This window comes from Piscicoccus intestinalis NBRC 104926 (assembly GCF_001515525.1).
In the GTDB taxonomy this organism is placed as follows: Bacteria; Actinomycetota; Actinomycetes; order Actinomycetales; family Dermatophilaceae; genus Kineosphaera; species Kineosphaera intestinalis.
The window spans coordinates 20,718-37,543 of the sequence record NZ_BCNQ01000041.1 but is presented as its reverse complement, the minus strand read 5'-3'; the positions used below and the strand labels follow the sequence as shown (position 1 = coordinate 37,543).

Below are 16,826 nucleotides of genomic sequence, written 5' to 3'. Positions count from 1 at the left end.
CGCGGGCCGACCCTGGCCACGCCGGCCGCGGCGCCGACGGGGGAGCATCCGGAGCTGGTGGCCGACGCCCGGTCCACCGGTGCCCCGGTGCCCGGCGCGACCCGCACCGCCGTCACCCACGGGTTCGCCTGGACGGCAGGGGAGGACGAGGCGCTGCGCGAACTCGCCACCGACGGCTACCGGGTCGACGACATCGCCGACGAACTCGACGCGCCCGCCGCGGCCGTGCGCACCCGCGGCCGACAGCTCGGCCTCGACCTGCGGGAGCCCGCATGAACGCGCCACCGAGGAGTTCGGGCCGCTCGCCGGGACGGGGAGGGTCCGCCGGCTCTGCGGGGTCGGCTGGGTCGGCTGGGTCGAACAGGGCGGCCGGGTCGAACAGGGCGGCCGGAGCGGGAGGCGGGCCGGGGGAGCCGCCGAGCAGCGCGGCGGTGCCGCCGCTCGTGCTCGTCACGGGGCCCGAGGACGTGCTCGCCCAGCGCGCGTTGACCGCGACGGTCGACGCGCTGCGCGGGGCCGACCCCGACGTCGAGGTCATCCGCCTCGACGCCGCCGGCTACGAGTCGGGCGCGCTCGGGCAGCACACGAGCCCCTCGCTGTTCGGCGGTGCCAAGGCGATCGTCGTGCGCGGCGTCGCGGAGGCGGCCGACGATCTCGTCGAGGACCTGCTCGCCCACGTCGCCGACCCGCCGGAGGACTGCACGCTCATCGTGTGGCACTCCGGGGGCAACCGCGGCCGCAAGCTCATCGACGCGATGAAGAAGGCCGGGGCGCGGGTGCTGGAGGCGCCGGCGATCAAGTCCGACCGCGACAAGTCCGACTTCGTGCAGGCCGAATTCCGCTCCAACTCCCGGCGCATCAGCCCCGGCGCGGTGCGCGCACTCGTCGAGGCGGTCGGCAAAGACGTCACCGAACTCGCTTCTGCCTGTGCGCAACTCATCGCCGACACCGACGGGATGGTCGACGAAGACGTCGTCGAGCGCTACCACGGAGGCCGGGTCGAGGCCACCGGATTCCGCGTCGCCGACGCCGCGGTCGCCGGCAACACAGCCGAGGCGCTGCGGCTCCTGCGGCACGCGATCGCCGCAGGCGTCGACCCGGTGCCGATCGTCGCGGTGCTCGCCATGCAGCTGCGCCAACTCGTCAAGGTCTCCGGAGCCGGGCGCGGCCACCCCGCCCAGGTCGCCAAGACCCTCGGGATGGCGCCCTGGCAGGTCGACAAGGCGCGCCGCTCCCTGCACGGCTGGAGCGACGACGGCCTCGGCGAGGCGATCCAGGCCGTCGCCGCCGCGGACTTCGACGTCAAGGGCGGCGGCCGCGACCCGGTGTACGCCGTCGAGCGCGCGATCCTCGCGATGTCGCGCGCCCGCTCCCAGCGCTGAGCCGCGCGCAAGGGGCACGTCGGCGCGAGCCATGCCTTCGTCGCGGGGCCGCGGTCGGGTCGGTCGGGTCGGTCGGGTCGCGGACTGGCCGCGGGGCAGGTCCCGGGCATCCGCGGTCGGGTCGCGGGGCCGGTTCCGGGCAGTCGCGGTAGGGTCGCGGTCGGGTTGCGGGCGGCCGTCGTCAGCCCGTGACGGCGCGGCCGGCGAGGCGTCGGGCGAGCCGGCGGGCCCGTCTCCGGGCGGTGAGGCCGTGCTTGCGGGTCCACTCCTGCGCCGACGGCGAGGTGAGCGCGTAGATCGTCAGCAGGTCGACGGCCAGCGCGGTCAGCGCCCAGAAGGTCGGCCGCGCCGACCCGAGCCACTGCACGAGGCTGCTCAGTTGCGAGAACGTCAGGCCCGCGAGTAGGCACAGTCGCGCCAACTGGCTCCCCAGGTACGTCAGCCAGGCCAGCACGCCCATGATCGCGTAGGTGAGCACCACCGATCCGAGCACGATGGCCAGCATCGTCCTCTCCGAGATCTGCTCACCTTCCTGGGCCATCGCGCTCACCTCGCCGGTGACCACCGACTCCAGCTCGTACATGGCCACGGCGAGCGATGCGCTCAGCGACAGCAGCGTCAGCGCGAGAGCGGCGACGACGCTGAACGGGCGGCGCCCGACCCGGTGCAGCACGTCGTCGGCCACGGGCGCGCCCGCGACGGGAGCCGGGGTGACCGCCTCCACGCCGAGCACGGGCAGGTCACCGTCGGTGGTCATGGCGTCGCCGCCGCCGTTGCGGCTGTGGTAGCCGGTGGAGAAGTCCTCAATGAGCGTCGTGCGCACCTCCGGGCACGCGTAGTTGATGGTGTCGACGATGTAGTCGCGTTCGATGTCGATGTCGCGGTCGATGCTGGGTCACCTGAAACGTGAAGAACGACAGCCCGACCGCCCGGTCGTAACTGCCGGCCGCCAGCCAGTCGACGCGGTGCCCGCCCGGCAGCAGCCAATCCGGCGGGCACGGCCAGAACCGCACGTGGTGGCGCTGGGACGGGTTGCCCTGCACCTCCTGCTGATACGCGAACTTCTGCTGGCGGCCGAAGAGGAACAACGGGCTCACCGGCGCCCGCGGGTAGCTGCGCCGGCTCAGGGAGGCGGTGACGATCCGCGCGCTGGACGTCAGGTCGACCGGGTCGGCCTCGATCCACCCGGCCCGGCGCATGACGTCGTGGATCTGTTCGGCGGAGCCGGTCAGCGCGAGGTTGACGGGGTCGCCGAGCAGGCCGTCGGACGTGCGGGTGCGCCCGAAGAAGTAGTTCGGCACGTAGATGCCGGACAGCACCCGGTGGAGCCGGGGGAGCGCGAGATACGCGAGCACCGCCCAGAACACGAGCAGCCACGCGACGCTCGCCCAGCCGCTGACCCCCTGCCGCAGCACGACGAACGCGAAGAGGAACGCGAACACCGTGGCCGCGCCGAAGAAGAGGTTCTCGATCAGCGCGAGGCTGACGACGTGCCGCAGCGACCACCCGCTGACCTTCTCCGGAGGGTGCTCGTACCGCGGTCGCGCCATGCCCCGATTCTGCGTCAATGACCCTGAAACCTGCGTGTCGCGGTCGCGACTGCAGTTCGTGCCGCAGTCCTCACACTGACACGCAGTTCTCAGCGTCGTTTGGGGACGTCGTGGGGACGTCGTTGAGGGATCGTTGGGAGCGTCGTTGAGGGGCGCCGTCGTGGTGGTTGTGGATGCGTTGTGAGCCGGCGTTTTGGGCGGTCGCGGCGGCCCTGGTAAGTTGAGCGATTGCGTGCGCGCCCAGGTCGTGCGCGACGACACGCACTCCCAGCTCGCCTTTGACCGGATCGAGCCATGACCTCATCGGAGCCCGATCGGGCGCCGATCGCGGTCCGGCACCGAGGGCGGGCCTGCGTCGGCGAAACCGCCGCGCGCAGCCGATCGACCCGAAAGAGACACTCGTGGCGAACATCAAGTCGCAGATCAAGCGCATCAAGACCAACGCCAAGCGCACCGACCGCAACAAGGCCGTCAAGTCCGAGCTTCGCACGTGGGTGCGCAAGTTCCGTGAGGCCGCCGCGACCGGTGACAAGGACGCCTCGGAGGCCGCCCTGCGCCAGGCGAGCAAGAAGCTCGACAAGGCCGTCAGCAAGGGCGTCATCCACAAGAACCAGGCCGCCAACAAGAAGGCGGCGATGGCCAAGGCGCACAACGCGCTCTGAGCCACACTTTGGGCTCCAGCCGTCACCGGCCGGCTCCAGTCGACGCTGATCGGCTCGGGTCGGCTCTGACCGACTCCGGTCGGCTATGCCGAGCGGGCGCCTGGTCGCCCGTCGAGCAGAGCGGGCCACCCAGGGCCCGGCCGCGACGCCGGCACCGAGGCCTCCGGGGCGCCGGCACCGAGGCGTCCCGGCCGCCAGCCGCTCGACCGACGGACCCGTCCCCCGTGGACGGGTCCGTCGGCGTCTGCGCCCGCTGCGGTAGCCTGGCCCCCATGGTGCAGCGGCGACTTCTTGGCTAGCCGCCCGACGACAGCGTCGGAGCGGCACACCCCTCTGTGCGAGGGGTTTTTCCATGTCCGCCCCCGCCTCCCGTGTCTCGTGGCCACGCCACGGGCTCCGGGCCGCCCGCACTACAGGAGAAGGAACGGATGACTGACAGCACGGCCGCCCAGTACCCCCACCGCTATACCGCGGAGCTGGCCGACCGCATCGAGCGGCACTGGCAGGACCGGTGGGCGGCCGACGGCACCTACCACGCCCCCAACACCGCGGGTCCGTGGGCGCAGCCCGGGCTGGTGGCCGGCCGCGACAAGCTGTTCGTGCTCGACATGTTTCCGTACCCCTCCGGCGCGGGGCTGCACGTCGGGCACCCGCTCGGCTACATCGCGACCGACGCCTACGCCCGCTACCAGCGGATGACCGGCAAGAACGTGCTGCACGCCCTCGGCTACGACGCGTTCGGCCTGCCCGCGGAGCAGTACGCGATCCAGACCGGGCAGCACCCGCGGATCACGACCGAGAACAACATCGCGAACATGCGCCGCCAGCTCGCCCGCCTCGGGCTGGGCCACGACGACCGCCGCAGCGTCGCGACGACCGACGTCGAGTTCTACCGCTGGACCCAGTGGATCTTCACCCAGCTGTTCAACGCGTGGTTCGACGCCGACGCCGAGAACTCGGTCGGCACCCGCGGCAAGGCCCGCCCGATCGCCGAGCTGGAGGCCGAATTCGCCTCGGGGCAGCGGGCGCTGCCCGACGGCCGGGCCTGGAGCGAGCTGAGTGGGGTCGAGCGGCGCGAGGTCGTCGACGGGTACCGGCTCGCGTTCGTCAGCGAGGCCCCGGTCAACTGGTGCCCGGGCCTGGGCACCGTGCTGGCCAACGAGGAGGTCACCGCCGAGGGCCGCTCGGACATCGGCAACTATCCGGTCTTCAAGCGCAACATGCGCCAGTGGATGATGCGGATCACGACGTACGCGGACCGGCTCCTGTTCGACCTCGACCGCGTCGACTGGCCCGAGCCCGTCAAGCTCATGCAGCGCAACTGGATCGGCCGATCCACCGGCGCCAACGTCGACTTCGCCGTGACGACCCTCGACGGCGCCGACGAGAACATCGAGGTCTTCACGACCCGCCCCGACACGCTGTTCGGCGCGACGTTCATGGTGCTCGCGCCCGAGCACCCGCTGGTGGCGCGCCTCGTGCCCGACGCCTGGCCGCACGGCACCCGCGACGCCTGGAAGAGCGGGGACGCCGGTCCGCGCGAGGCCGTCGACGCCTACGTCGCCACCGCCTCCCGCAAGACCGACCTGGAGCGCCAGAGCGAGGTCAAGGAGAAGACCGGCGTCTTCACCGGCTCCTTTGCGATCAATCCGGTCGACGGGCGAAAGATCCCGGTGTTCGTCGCCGACTACGTGCTCATGGGGTACGGCACCGGCGCGATCATGGCGGTGCCCGGGCAGGACCAGCGCGACTGGGACTTCGCGCAGGCCTTCGACCTCGACATCATCCGCACCGTGCAGCCCACGCCCGAGCACCCCGACAATGTCGCGTTCGCCGGAGACGGTCCGGCCATCAACAGCGCCAACGCCGAGCTCGACCTCAACGGACTGGGTGTCGCCGACGCCAAGGCCGCGATGATCGCCTACCTCGAGGCCAAGGGCACCGGCCGCGGCACCGTCACGTACAAGCTGCGCGACTGGCTGTTCAGCCGCCAGCGGTACTGGGGCGAGCCGTTCCCCATCGTCTACGACGAGCACAACCTGCCGATCGCGCTGCCGGAGTCGATGCTGCCGGTGACGCTGCCCGACGTCGACGACTACTCCCCGCAGCAGCTCGACCCCAACGACACGACGAGCGAGCCGACGCCGCCGCTGGCCCGCGCGAAGGACTGGGTCGACGTCGAGCTCGACCTTGGGGACGGTCCCAAGACCTACCGGCGCGAGCTCAACGTCATGCCGCAGTGGGCCGGCTCGTGCTGGTACGAGATCCGTTACCTCGACCCGGCGAACACCGACGCCTTCGTCGACCCCGAGGTGGAGCGTTACTGGATGGGCCCGCGCCCGGAGCCGGTGCCCGGCGCCCCCGCGGGCCTGCCGGACGTCGGCGGCGTCGACCTATACGTCGGCGGCGTCGAGCACGCGGTGCTGCACCTGCTGTACAGCCGGTTCTGGCACAAGGTGCTCTTCGACCTCGGCCACGTCAGCAGCGCCGAGCCGTTCCGGCGGCTGGTCAACCAGGGCTACATCCAGGCGTACGCGTTCCGCGACGCCCGGGGGCAGACGGTGCCGGCAGCGGAGGTCGTCGAGTCCGTCGACGACACCGGCGCGACCGTGTACAGCTGGAACGGCGAGACCGTCTCCCGGGAGTACGGGAAGATGGGCAAGTCGCTGAAGAACGTCGTCTCGCCCGATGAGATGTACGAGCAGTTCGGCGCCGACACCTTCCGGCTCTACGAGATGAGCATGGGGCCGCTGGAGCAGTCCAAGCCGTGGGAGACCCGGGCCGTCGTCGGTTCGCAGCGCTTCCTGCAGCGGTTGTGGCGCAACGTCGTCGACGAGTCGACCGGGGAGCTGAGCGTCGTCGACGACGCCGCGGACGACGCGACCCGCCGGGTGCTGCACCGCACGATCGCGGCGGTCGGGAGCGACTACGAGAACCTGCGGTTCAACGTCGCCATCGCCAAGCTCATCGAGTTGAACAACGCGCTGACCCGGCTGCCTTCGGCGCCGCGGGAGGTCGTCGAGCCGCTGGTCGTCATGATCGCGCCGGTCGCCCCGCACATCGCCGAGGAGCTGTGGCACCGGCTCGGGCACGACGACAGCGTGGTCTACGCGCCGTTCCCGACCGCGGATCCGGCTTACCTCGTGGAGGATTCGGTGACGTGCGTCGTGCAGGTGCTCGGCAAGGTGCGGGCCCGCCTGCAGGTGCCGGCCGACATCGACGACGCGACGCTGCAGGAGCAGGCGTTGGCCGAGCCGCGCATCGCCGAGCTCATCGCCGGCAAGACGGTGCGCAAGGTCGTCGTGCGCGCGCCGAGTCTTGTCAACATCGTCGCGAACTGAGGTGTCGGTGCCCAGCGCACGGATCGGGGAGCCGGTCGTGGCCGGCTTTCCCCCCGTCGCCGTGGTCACCGACTCCACGGCGGCGCTGACCGCCGAGGAGGCCGCCGCGGCGGGCGTCACCGTCGTGCCGCTGCACGTTCTCATCGACAACGAGGAGTTCACCGAAGGCGTCGACGTCGAGCCGGCGCAGGTCATCGAGGCGATCCGCAAGAACCGCCGCGTCAGCACGTCGCGGCCGTCGCCGGCGGTGCTGCTGGACCGTTACGAACGGCTCGCCGCCGGGGGAGCGCAGGCGGTCGTCTCGGCGCACCTGTCCGGCCAGCTGTCCGGCACGTGCGACGGCGCGACGCTCGCGGCCCGGGAGGCGCCCGTGCCCGTCGACGTCGTCGACACCGCCAGCACCGGACTCGCCCTCGGGTACGCCGTGCTCGCCGCGGCGCGCGGTGCCGGCGGCGCTGGCTCGGCGGGTTCCGGTGGCCGTGGTGAGGACTCGGAGGCCTCCGATGCCGGGGACGCCTCGGATGCCGGGGAGCGCGCCCGTCGCCTCGGCGAGGAAATCCGCTCGCGCTGCGCCCGCACCACCGTGCTGTGTTACGTGCACAGCCTCGACCAGCTGCGCCGGGGCGGCCGGATCGGGGCCGCGGCGTCGCTGCTGGGCAGCGCGCTGGCGATCAAGCCGATCATCGCGCTGACGCGCGGGCACGTGGAGCCGGTGGCGCGGCTGCGCACGAGCGGGCGCGCGCTGGCCCGGCTCACCGACCTGGCCGTCGAGAGCGTCGAGGCCCTGCGCGCCGAGGCCGCCGTGGGCGTCGGCGTGGACGGTGCTACGAGCGGTGCTGCGGGCGGCGAGGACGCGGTGGGCAGTGGCGCCGGCGGGCACGGCGCCGTCGTGACGCCGGCGGAAGACGCGCCGCACGGCAACGCCCCGGACCCTTCGTCGACGGCATCTTCGTCGGCTGAGCCGGTGGCGGGCGGTGTGCGGATCGCCGTGCATCATGCGGACGCCCTGGAGCGGGCCGAGCGGTTGGCCGCCGACCTGCGGGAACGCTGCGCGGTGCCCGCCGGTGAGGGTGGGGAGCCGGTGCCGCCGCCGGTGCAGGTGCGTGAGCTGCCTGCCGTGCTGGCCGTGCACCTAGGACCGGGCACTATCGCGGTCGTCGTCGCACCGGCCTGAGCGTCGGAGCGTCGCTGGTCCGGCGCGCCTTGCGCATCGCTCTCGGAGCTGGCGACAGGATCTGTCCACAGGTGCGTTCGGCGGGTGTCGGCCGTCCACAGGCGGGCCGCCCGTCGCCTGCGCCGCGGGTGACGGCGTGTCTACCGTGCCGGTCATGCCCCGCCCGCACGTCCCCGACCCCCATCCGTCGACGCGCCGCCTCGCCGCGCTCTTGACGGCCCAGGCGCCTCCCGTCGCCGACCCCGCCGGCATCCCCGCGTCTACGCGTGAGCCCGTTGCGTCGAGCCCCCGCACGGACGGCGGGGCCGACACGGCCGCCCTCGCCGTCGCTGGTGGCCTCGCCGACGGCGGGCGCTCGGGCCTTACCCGCTTGGGCCGCTCGGGCCGCTTGGGCCGCTCGGGACGCACGCAGGACGACTCGGTGTACTCGGCGCGCCCGGTTGAGCCGGAGTTCTCGCAGTTCACGGGCTACGACGACGATCCGGAGCGACCCCCCATCCCGGATCCGGGGCGCAGTCAGAGCAGTTCGGTCAGGCCGGTCAACCCGGACCACTCAGTCAGCCCCGTCAGCCCCGTCAGCGCGGTCGGCCCCGGCGGTCTCGATGATCTGGACGGTCCGGACGGTCTGGACGGTCGCGACGGTCTGGACGGTCGCGACGGCCTTGGCGGGGTCGGTGGCCCCCTCGGCGGGCGTCGGGGAGGGCCGGCCCTGATCGAACTGCCTTCCGCGCTGCGCGGCGCCCGTGTCGGGGTGACCGGCCGGACGCTGCTCGGTGTGGCGCTCGTCGTGCTGGTCCTCGCGGCGATCGTCGGAGCCCGCGTCTGGTGGGCCGACTCGCGGGCGGAGCCCGTGCCCGTGGAGGCGGTGGCGACACCCGGCGTCTCCGGCGTCTCCGGCACCGCCGGGGCAGCGGGCGCCTCGGCGGGCGCGGCAGGTGCTTCGGGCGCCCCGGGTGCCGCGGGCACCCCGGGCATCGCAGGGAACCCGGGGGCATCGGCTGTCCCGTCGACGGCCCAAGCTGCAGCCGACGCCGGTGCGAGCGGTGCCGCGACGGGTGGCGCGGCCACGGCCTCCGGAACGGTGGTCGTCCACGTCGTGGGCGAGGTGGGTCGCCCCGGGGTGACGCGGGTCGCGGCCGGGGCGCGGGTCGCCGACGCCGTGAAGCGCTGCGGTGGCCTGACTTCCAAGGCCGACGCGACGAGCGTGAACCTGGCTCGGGCCGTCGCCGACGGCGAACAGATCGTCGTGCGCCCGCGCGGGGCGACGCCCGCGGCCCTGGCGACCGGCCCGGCTCCGGGTGGGCCGACCGCTGCGCCCCCGGGGCAGGCGGGAGGCGGTTCGACGGGATCGAGCGGACAGGCCGGCGGAGCGCGACAGCCGCTGGATCTCAACAGCGCCGACGCCGCCGCCCTGGAGGCACTGCCCGGGGTCGGCCCGGTCATGGCGGAACGCATCATCGCGTGGCGGCAGGCCAATGGCCGGTTCGGGTCCGTCGAGGAGCTCACCGAGGTGCAGGGCATCGGTGAGAAGACCCTCGAGCGGTTGCGGCCCTATGTGCGCGTGTGAGCTCCCCGCCGCGTCGCGGGCCACACCACCCGCTCCAGCCGTCGCGCCGTCCGCCCCTGATGGGGCCGAAACGTGTGGGGCCGCGCCGCGGCAGCGCGCCGGATACGCGGGGCGCCTCGGATGCCTCGGATGCCTCGGATGCCTCGGATGCCCCGAAGTCCCCGGAGACCTCGCAGACTCCGGACCCGGCGAGCGAGTCGGGGTTGGATCTGCGGCTGCTCCTCGCCGCGTGCGTCGCCTGGGCAGTCTGCGTGATCATGCTGCCGACCGGATCGGCCACGGCCCTGCTCGTGATGACCGGCGCCGCCCTGACGATCGCCGCGGCTGCCGCTGTGGCGGTGCACCGCACGCTGCGCTGTCGCGGTCACGGCCACCGCCGACGACGGCCACCCACGCCGTCCACCCCGTCCACCACCCCGACCACCCGGTCCACCTGGCAGGCGGCATATGCCGGGGTGGCGCTCGCCGCGCTGGTCACGGCCCTGGTGAGCGTCAGTGCGGCGGGCCACCTGGCGGTCCGCGACGCGGGACCGCTCGGGCAGCTCGCGCAGCGCCGGGCCGTCGTCACCCTCGAAGGACGCGTGCACGAGGACCCCCGCGTGCTCCCCGCCGACGCCGAGCGCACCCAGCCCAAGGTGCTCGTGCGCCTCCTGGTCACGCGCGTCTCAGGCCGCGGCCAGGTCACCGCGGTGCGCACCCCGGTGCTGCTCACCGGGCCGGTCTCGCTGGCCGAACTGCGTTGGCACGAGCGGGTGGTCGTCACCGGCCGGCTCGGGCGCGCCGAGCCGGGGGAGAAGGTCGTCGCGCAGCTGGCCGTCTCGGGAGAGGTCCGGCGGGTCGCGAGCGCCGGGCCGGTCGCCCGCTTCGCCGAACACGTTCGACAGCGACTGCGGGAGGCGGTCGCGCCCCTGCCCGCGGACCCGCGCGGTCTCGTGCCGGCGCTGGTCATCGGCGACCGCAGCCTGACCCCACCGGACCTGACCGACGACATGCGAGCCACCGGAATGACCCACTTGACGGCGGTCAGCGGGTCGAACGTCGCGGTCGTGCTCGGCGCCGCGGTGCTGCTCAGCGGTGTGTTACGGGTGCCGCGGCGGTGGCGCCCGGTCGTCGGTGGGGCCGTGCTCGCCGGCTTCGTCGTGCTCGCGCGGCCCGACCCCAGCGTGCTGCGCGCCGCGGTGATGGGCGCGATCGGTCTGCTCGGCCTCGGGGCCTCCCGGCGGGCGGCGGGACCCTCGGCGCTGGGCGGCGCGATCGTGGTGCTGCTGTGCGTCGACCCGTGGCTGGCCCGTTCGTACGGGTTCGCGCTGTCGGTGCTCGCGACGATCGGACTGCTGCTCTTCGCGCGACCGTGGGGTGCGGCCCTCGCCCGGTACCTGCCGCGCGGGGCGGGAGCGAACGCCCGGGTGCGGGCCCTGGCGGACGCGACCGCGATCCCCCTGGCGGCGCAGGCGACCTGCGCCCCCGTCGTCGTGCTCCTGCAGGGTTCGGTGCCGATCATCGGCGTGGTCGCCAACCTCGGTGCCGCCGTCTTCGTCGCGCCGGCGACCGTCGCGGGGGTGCTCGCCGCCCTGACCGCCGCGGTCTGGACACCGGCGGGCACCGTGCTCGCCTGGGCCGCCGCCCTGCCGGCGTGGGCCATCGCGGGGATCGCGCACGTCCTGGCACCGATGCCGCTGGGCACCCTGCCGTGGCCCGACGGCACGCCCGGCGCCCTGCTGCTCGCGGCTCTGACCGTGCTGGTCCTCCTGGTCGGCCCGTGGGCGGCACGCCGGCTCCGCCGCCACCCACGCGCGGCGCTGGCGCTGCTTCTCCTCGTCGTTGCGTCGTGGTGGCCGCTGCCGACGGCGACAACTCCCGCAGGTTGGGAGTTCGGCGCCTGCGACGTCGGGCAGGGCGACGCGCTCGTGCTGCCGACGGGCCCGGGCGCAGCGGTTCTCGTCGACGCCGGTCCCGACCCCGCGGCGGTGCGCGGCTGCCTCGACCGGCTCGGGGTGACCCGTCTCGACGCGGTGATCCTCACGCACTACCACGCCGACCACGTCGCTGGGCTGCCCGGCGCGCTCGCCGGCCGCGACGTGCGGGCACTCTACGTCGGGGCCTTGGCGGACCCGCCCGATCAGGCCCGGCTGGTCGCCGGATGGGCCGCCGACGCCGGACTAACCCCGACGATCCTGTCCGCGGGCGCCGAACTCGGAGCCGGGCCGGTCCGCATGCAGGTCATCGGGCCGGTGCGGCTCGTGCGCGAGGGGTCGATGCCCAACAACAACGGTCTCGTCCTCGACGTGCGCACGACCTCGCTGCGCCTCCTGTTGCTCGCGGATGCGGAACGCGAAGAGGCCGCCGCGATCGCCCGCTCCCTGCGGGCCGAGTCGCCGGCCGGGCACCCGAACCCACCGATCGACGTCGTGAAGATCGCCCACCACGGCTCCGCGAACACCGATCGCGGGCTCGTCCAGCTCGCCGCCGCACCCGTGGCGGTCGTCAGCGTCGGTGCCGACAACGACTACGGCCACCCGGCGCCGCGCACGATCGACCTGTACGCCCGGGCCGGCGCCACGGTGCTGCGCACCGACCGCGACGGCGACATCCTCCTCGTTCCCAGCGAACGTGGGGCGGGCGCGCTGCGGGTCGTGCGCTCCCGCGGCTGACCCTCCACGCCCTCTTGATGGAATCGACCCTGACCGCCGGCCGAGCCGGGAGAGCTGGGGGGCAGGAGCCGGGCCATCGGCTCAGATCAGCAGAGCCGGTACGGAATCCACGTGCTCGGGCATGAGGTGGCGACGATGTCCCTCGTGGCCGTCCAACCCGGTGCGCAGCACGTCGGGCGTTGTGTCATCCGCCCGGCACATCCCGCCGCTCGCGTCGACCGCGCGCGAACTCGCGCAGAGGGCGTCGAGGGTCGCCGCGACGGCGGGCACGCGCTGCAGGTCGGGGGTGGTCACCGCGTACACCGTGCGGCGCGAGGCGGGCTCGATCGGCACCGTCACGACGTCGGGGTGGCGGGTGTTGCGCATGATGAGGCCGGGCACGAGGGCGATGCCGAGCCCGTTCGCGACGAACGACATGACGGTGACGTAGTCCTCGGTCTCGAACCCGACTCGCGGCACGAACCCGGCGTTCGAACACACCTGCAGCAGGTGCCCGCGACAGCGCGGACACCCGGCGATCCAGTCCTCGTCGGCGAGATCCTCGATCCGGACCACCGGGTCGGCCGCGCGCGGGTGCCCCTTCGGCAGGGCGAGATGCACCTCGTCCTCCATGAGGGGGTACGTGACGAACGAGTCCAGCGACTCCTCGCCGCGGGCCAGGTCGGTGCCCTCGTACGAGAACGCGACCGCGATGTCACAGTCGCCGGCCCGCAACGACGCCAAGGATTCCGGCGGCTCGGCCTCCGAGAACGACACGCTGACCCCGGGGTGGTCGCGCCGCACCTGGGCCAGCGCCGTCGGCACGAGGGTCGACGCCGACGACGGGAAGGCCGCGAGCCGAACCCGCCCCGCCCGCAGCCCGGCGATCGCCGCGATCTCCTCCTCGGCGGCCTCCAGCGACGACAGCACGCTCACGGCGTGCCGCGCCAACACCTGCCCCGCCTCGGTGAGCCGCACCGAACGGCCCACCCGCTCGACGAGCGCTGTGCCCGTACGTTGTTCGAGCCGACGCACCATCTGTGAGACGGCGGGCTGGGAGTACCCCAACGCCAGCGCGGCGGCCGTGAAGCTGCCTTCCTCGGCGATGGCGCGCATGACTCGGAAGCCGGCGGTGTCGATCATCGGACAATCATAACGTCACGTTACTGTACGCCAGCTGGGACATTCCGATATCCGACACGGACCGTACAACACACACAACAGTGTGCAGTTTTCCCCGTTGCTGACGCCGCCTGACCTCCGCCCCCGCGTCAACGAGCGAGCGTGCTGAGGTGACAATGGCCGCGTGAGCCTTGCCGACGCCACCGCCTCGACACGACCGCCCCGCGTCACGCCTCGCTCCGCCTGGCGTCCGGAGCCCGGCGCCGCGCCTGCGCTGCGCGGGAGCGTGCGCGACGTCATCGACCTGCTGCGCGGCGGGGGAGTGGTGGCGCTGACCGGGGCGGGCATGTCGACCGAGTCCGGCATCCCCGACTACCGCGGTCCCGACGGCAGCCGACGCGTGACGCCGATGACGATCGACGAGTTCCGCGACGGGGAGGCGGGGGCCCGGCGCTACTGGTCGCGCGCCTACGTGGGCTGGAACCGGTTCCGCGCGGCCCGCGCGAACGCCGGGCAGGAGGCGCTCGCCCGCATCCAGAGCGCCGGCTGCCTCGACGCGGTCATCACCCAGAACGTCGACGGCCTGCATCAGGAGGCCGGATCCCGGCGCGTCATCGAACTGCACGGCACCCTGACCCGCGTCGTGTGCGTCGACTGCGGCGCCCGGCTCCTGCGCGACCGGGTGCAGGCGGCCCTGACCCGCCTCAACCCCGGCTACCTCGAGGCGGCTCTCGACGACGCCGGCTCGATCCGCCCCGACGGCGACGTCGACCTGCCGCTCAGCCTGGAGCACCGGTTCCGCGTCGCACGCTGCGAAGAATGCGCCGGAGTGCACCTCAAACCGGACGTCGTCTTCTTCGGCGAATCAGCCGATCGGCAGACCGTGCAGGCCTGCTACGAGGCCGTGGACCGCGCCCAGGCGCTGCTCGTGCTCGGATCGTCGCTGGCGGTGATGTCCGGGCTGAGGTTCGTGCGCCACGCCGCCGCCCGCGGGCTGCCTGTGGCGATCATCACCAACGGCACCACCCGCGGTGAGGACCTCGCCGCGATCCGCCTGCTCGGCCCGCTGGGCACCGTGCTGCCCGAGATCGCGGAGGCGGTGAGCACCGGCTGACCCGGCGGCCGCCTCGCGCTGACCCGGCGTCCGCCCCCGTGTGAAGCTCGCGGTTCTTCGAGCCGCCGCCGGGCGCCGACGCGCTCTGATGCACACCGACGAGCGGGCGCCCTGGCCTCAGACGCGTCGCAGGACCGCGGTCACCTTGCCGAGCACCGTCGCCTCGTCACCGGCGATGGGCTCGTAAGCCGCGTTGTGCGGCATGAGCCACACGTGCCCGTCGACCCGCTTGAACGTCTTGACGGTCGCCTCGTTGTCGAGCATGGCCGCGACGATGTCGCCGTTGTCGGCGGTCGGTTGCTGGCGCACGACGACCCAGTCTCCGTCGCAGATCGCCGCGTCGACCATCGAGTCGCCGCTGACCTTGAGCAGGAACAGGTCGCCCTCGCCGACGATCTGCCGCGGTAGGGGGAAGACGTCTTCGACGAGCTCGTCGGCGGTGATCGGCACGCCGGCGGCGATCCGGCCGAGGAGCGGCACGTACGTCGCCGGAGGGCGCTGATCGCCCACACCGGTCTCGTCGGGGCCGTGGTCGGGGGAATCCGACGGGACGCCGGGGAAGTTGTCCGGCAGCGCGACGATCTCCAGCGCCCGCGGCCGGTTGGGGTCGCGCCGCAGATAGCCCTTGCGCTCCAACGCGCCGAGCTGGTGCGCCACGCTGCTGGGGCTGGTGAGCCCGACGGCCTGGCCGATCTCGCGCAGGCTCGGCGGGTAGCCGCGGCTCTCCACCGAATTGCGGATGACGAGCAGCACCTTGCGCTGGCGGCCGGTTAGGCCCCGCTTCACCGGTCGTTCGGGCAGCTCGTGGATGTCGGCCATGTCGGATCCTCCTGGGCCTCGCGGGCTTCGTCCAGCCTCGTCGTGCGAGCGGGTGTTGCCCCGCTCGCTCTTGGTGGCGAACGCCCTGGTCAGCGCCGGTTCCCCGGATCTTGTCGGTGGTCGCTGCTTGAGTGTTCGTCATGCAGGAGTCTAATGCGACGTCGTACATCAGTCCCAAGAAGTCCGGCGGCGTGTCTGGACATGAGTTCGATCCTGTGGTCAGATACAAACAAATGTTCTATCGAACAGGGGTGCGAGTTCGGGATCGCCTGGGTGGTCCGGCCTCGAGCGGTTCGGTGGATCGGCAGCGTGCCTGCTCGTGCGGGTCGCGAAGGGAGGCAGTCATGAGTGCAGTGGCCATGCCGGTGACGTCGCGTCGGGGTGCGGCGGGCTCGCGGCTGAGGCTCGTGCCGACGGGTCCGGCCGCTCTCGGCGAGGGTCCGCAGGTGCGCGGCGAGTGGTATGTCGACGGAAACCTGGCCGGCGACCTCGCTCCGCTGGAGACGGTGCCGGCCCGTGCGGGCGAGCCCGGGGTCGCCGGCGAGGCCGGGGCTGCCGGGGTCGTTGGGGTCGCCGGGGTTACCGGGTGGCGTCCAGGGGCTCGCGCGGGGCTTCGGGCCGTGCGCGCGGGGGAGCGGCGCGAGTCGCGGCCGCTGCGGCTGACCCAGCGGGGGCGGCTGACCCGCACCCTCGTGGCGTTCGCCGCCCTGTGCCTGCTGGCGTTGCTCGCCGTGGCCCGGCTCACGGCGCCCGCGCCGCTGGTCGCCGACCATGCGACCACCGTGCTCCCCGGCCAGACGCTCAGCGACATCGCCGCCGAGCAGCTGCCGACGCGTCCGGTGGCCGAAGGGGTGCAGGTCCTGCGGGAGCTGAACCAGATGAGCTCCTCGAGGGTCGTCGCCGGGCAGAGCATCCTGCTTCCCGCCGAATAGCTCGCCGAGAGTAGCCGCTTCCTAGCCGCTTGCCGGCAAGGAGCCGGGTGGCCAAGGGCTGAGTGGATCACCGCCTCGTCGTTCGACGACGCACGGCTCAAGAGCTCGGTAGGTCTCGGTGCTCTCGGCGTGTCGACGCACTCCGTCGAAGCGTTGGGGTCATCGTCGTTCGGGCGCCTCGTCTCGAGTGTCCATCGAGCCCGATCCGGGCGTGCTGGCTCACGCGTGTGGCTGAGGTGTCGGTGTGGCGTTGGACTCACGGCACCGACTCCTGCCGACGGTGCCGCGTGCTCGGTGCGGAGCGTGTCTGGCGCGGGGCTTAGCGGGGCTTATCGGTGCGGGGCGTGTCGGGTGCGAATCGCCGTGGCTGGTGCGCGATGCGAGACGAGTCCGGCCCTGGTGCCCCGCTGGAGCCGCCCTGGCGCTGCGCTAGTGCCGCGCTGGTGCCGCGTCGGCGCCCGCGAGGACCGGCGCGACACGCCGAGCGTCGTGCTGGGGGCGCGAGCCGGCTTGATCGTCGGGACCGGGCGTGC

Annotated in this window: 10 protein-coding genes and 2 pseudogenes; 9 read left to right on the top strand and 3 right to left on the bottom strand. The window is 73.2% G+C overall.

Annotation, left to right across the window (positions count from 1 at the left end; genetic code table 11):
- Both PINTE_RS23185 and holA read left to right on the top strand, forming a co-directional pair.
- Positions 1-276 (top strand): annotated as a pseudogene (locus PINTE_RS23185) (ATP-dependent DNA helicase); the annotation flags it as partial.
- 155 nt (positions 277-431) lie between these two features.
- Positions 432-1,382, top strand: coding sequence for a DNA polymerase III subunit delta (holA, locus tag PINTE_RS08685; protein ID WP_245642872.1), 951 nt, complete (start codon positions 432-434; stop codon positions 1,380-1,382).
- Between the two features lie 181 nt (positions 1,383-1,563).
- Here holA and PINTE_RS08680 read toward each other — a convergent pair.
- Positions 1,564-2,932: pseudogene (locus tag PINTE_RS08680) on the bottom strand (LssY C-terminal domain-containing protein).
- A gap of 401 nt (positions 2,933-3,333) precedes the next feature.
- On the opposite strand from PINTE_RS08680, the gene rpsT reads away from it, so the two are divergent.
- The 5 genes from rpsT to PINTE_RS08655 all read left to right on the top strand — a co-directional run bounded on the left by rpsT (position 3,334) and on the right by PINTE_RS08655 (position 12,327).
- A complete protein-coding gene (gene rpsT, locus PINTE_RS08675; RefSeq protein ID WP_068428772.1) occupies positions 3,334-3,594 on the top strand; it encodes a 30S ribosomal protein S20 in 261 nt (86 codons plus the stop codon).
- Positions 3,595-4,022: 428 nt separating this feature from the next.
- Positions 4,023-6,935 carry a leucine--tRNA ligase gene (gene leuS / locus PINTE_RS08670; protein WP_068428769.1) on the top strand — a complete coding sequence of 971 codons (2,913 nt, stop codon included), beginning with the start codon at positions 4,023-4,025 and terminating at the stop codon, positions 6,933-6,935.
- Positions 6,936-6,942: 7 nt separating this feature from the next.
- Positions 6,943-8,109: a DegV family protein gene (locus PINTE_RS08665; protein WP_169798491.1), complete on the top strand. Its 1,167-nt coding sequence runs from the start codon at positions 6,943-6,945 to the stop codon at positions 8,107-8,109.
- A gap of 751 nt (positions 8,110-8,860) precedes the next feature.
- A complete protein-coding gene (locus PINTE_RS24260; protein WP_245642871.1) occupies positions 8,861-9,676 on the top strand; it encodes a ComEA family DNA-binding protein in 816 nt (271 codons plus the stop codon).
- A 203-nt stretch (positions 9,677-9,879) separates the two neighbouring features.
- Positions 9,880-12,327: a ComEC/Rec2 family competence protein gene (locus PINTE_RS08655; RefSeq protein ID WP_068428760.1), complete on the top strand. Its 2,448-nt coding sequence runs from the start codon at positions 9,880-9,882 to the stop codon at positions 12,325-12,327.
- Between the two features lie 81 nt (positions 12,328-12,408).
- Here the strand turns inward: PINTE_RS08655 and PINTE_RS08650 are convergent, their stop codons facing one another.
- Positions 12,409-13,449 carry a LysR family transcriptional regulator gene (locus tag PINTE_RS08650; protein ID WP_084343389.1) on the bottom strand — a complete coding sequence of 347 codons (1,041 nt, stop codon included), beginning with the start codon at positions 13,447-13,449 and terminating at the stop codon, positions 12,409-12,411.
- Positions 13,450-13,612: 163 nt separating this feature from the next.
- Between PINTE_RS08650 and PINTE_RS08645 the strand changes: the two genes are divergently transcribed.
- A complete protein-coding gene (locus PINTE_RS08645; RefSeq protein ID WP_084343388.1) occupies positions 13,613-14,542 on the top strand; it encodes a Sir2 family NAD-dependent protein deacetylase in 930 nt (309 codons plus the stop codon).
- 117 nt (positions 14,543-14,659) lie between these two features.
- On the opposite strand, the gene lexA is transcribed toward PINTE_RS08645, so the two are convergent.
- Positions 14,660-15,361, bottom strand: coding sequence for a transcriptional repressor LexA (lexA, locus tag PINTE_RS08640; protein WP_068428757.1), 702 nt, complete (start codon positions 15,359-15,361; stop codon positions 14,660-14,662).
- A gap of 344 nt (positions 15,362-15,705) precedes the next feature.
- Between lexA and PINTE_RS08635 the strand changes: the two genes are divergently transcribed.
- The gene (locus PINTE_RS08635) at positions 15,706-16,293 is read left to right on the top strand and encodes a LysM peptidoglycan-binding domain-containing protein (protein WP_169798490.1); all 588 of its coding nucleotides are present in this window, start codon (positions 15,706-15,708) and stop codon (positions 16,291-16,293) included.
- Positions 16,294-16,826 lie beyond the last annotated feature (533 nt).

What these genes read in the sequence shown, in the direction of transcription:
- leuS (WP_068428769.1), top strand. Translation starts at nt 4,023, where the DNA reads ATGACTGACAGCACGGCCGCCCAGTACCCCCACCGCTATACCGCGGAG.
- lexA (WP_068428757.1), bottom strand. Translation starts at nt 15,361, where the DNA reads ATGGCCGACATCCACGAGCTGCCCGAACGACCGGTGAAGCGGGGCCTA.
- PINTE_RS08635 (WP_169798490.1), top strand. Translation starts at nt 15,706, where the DNA reads ATGAGTGCAGTGGCCATGCCGGTGACGTCGCGTCGGGGTGCGGCGGGC.
- PINTE_RS08650 (WP_084343389.1), bottom strand. Translation starts at nt 13,449, where the DNA reads ATGATCGACACCGCCGGCTTCCGAGTCATGCGCGCCATCGCCGAGGAA.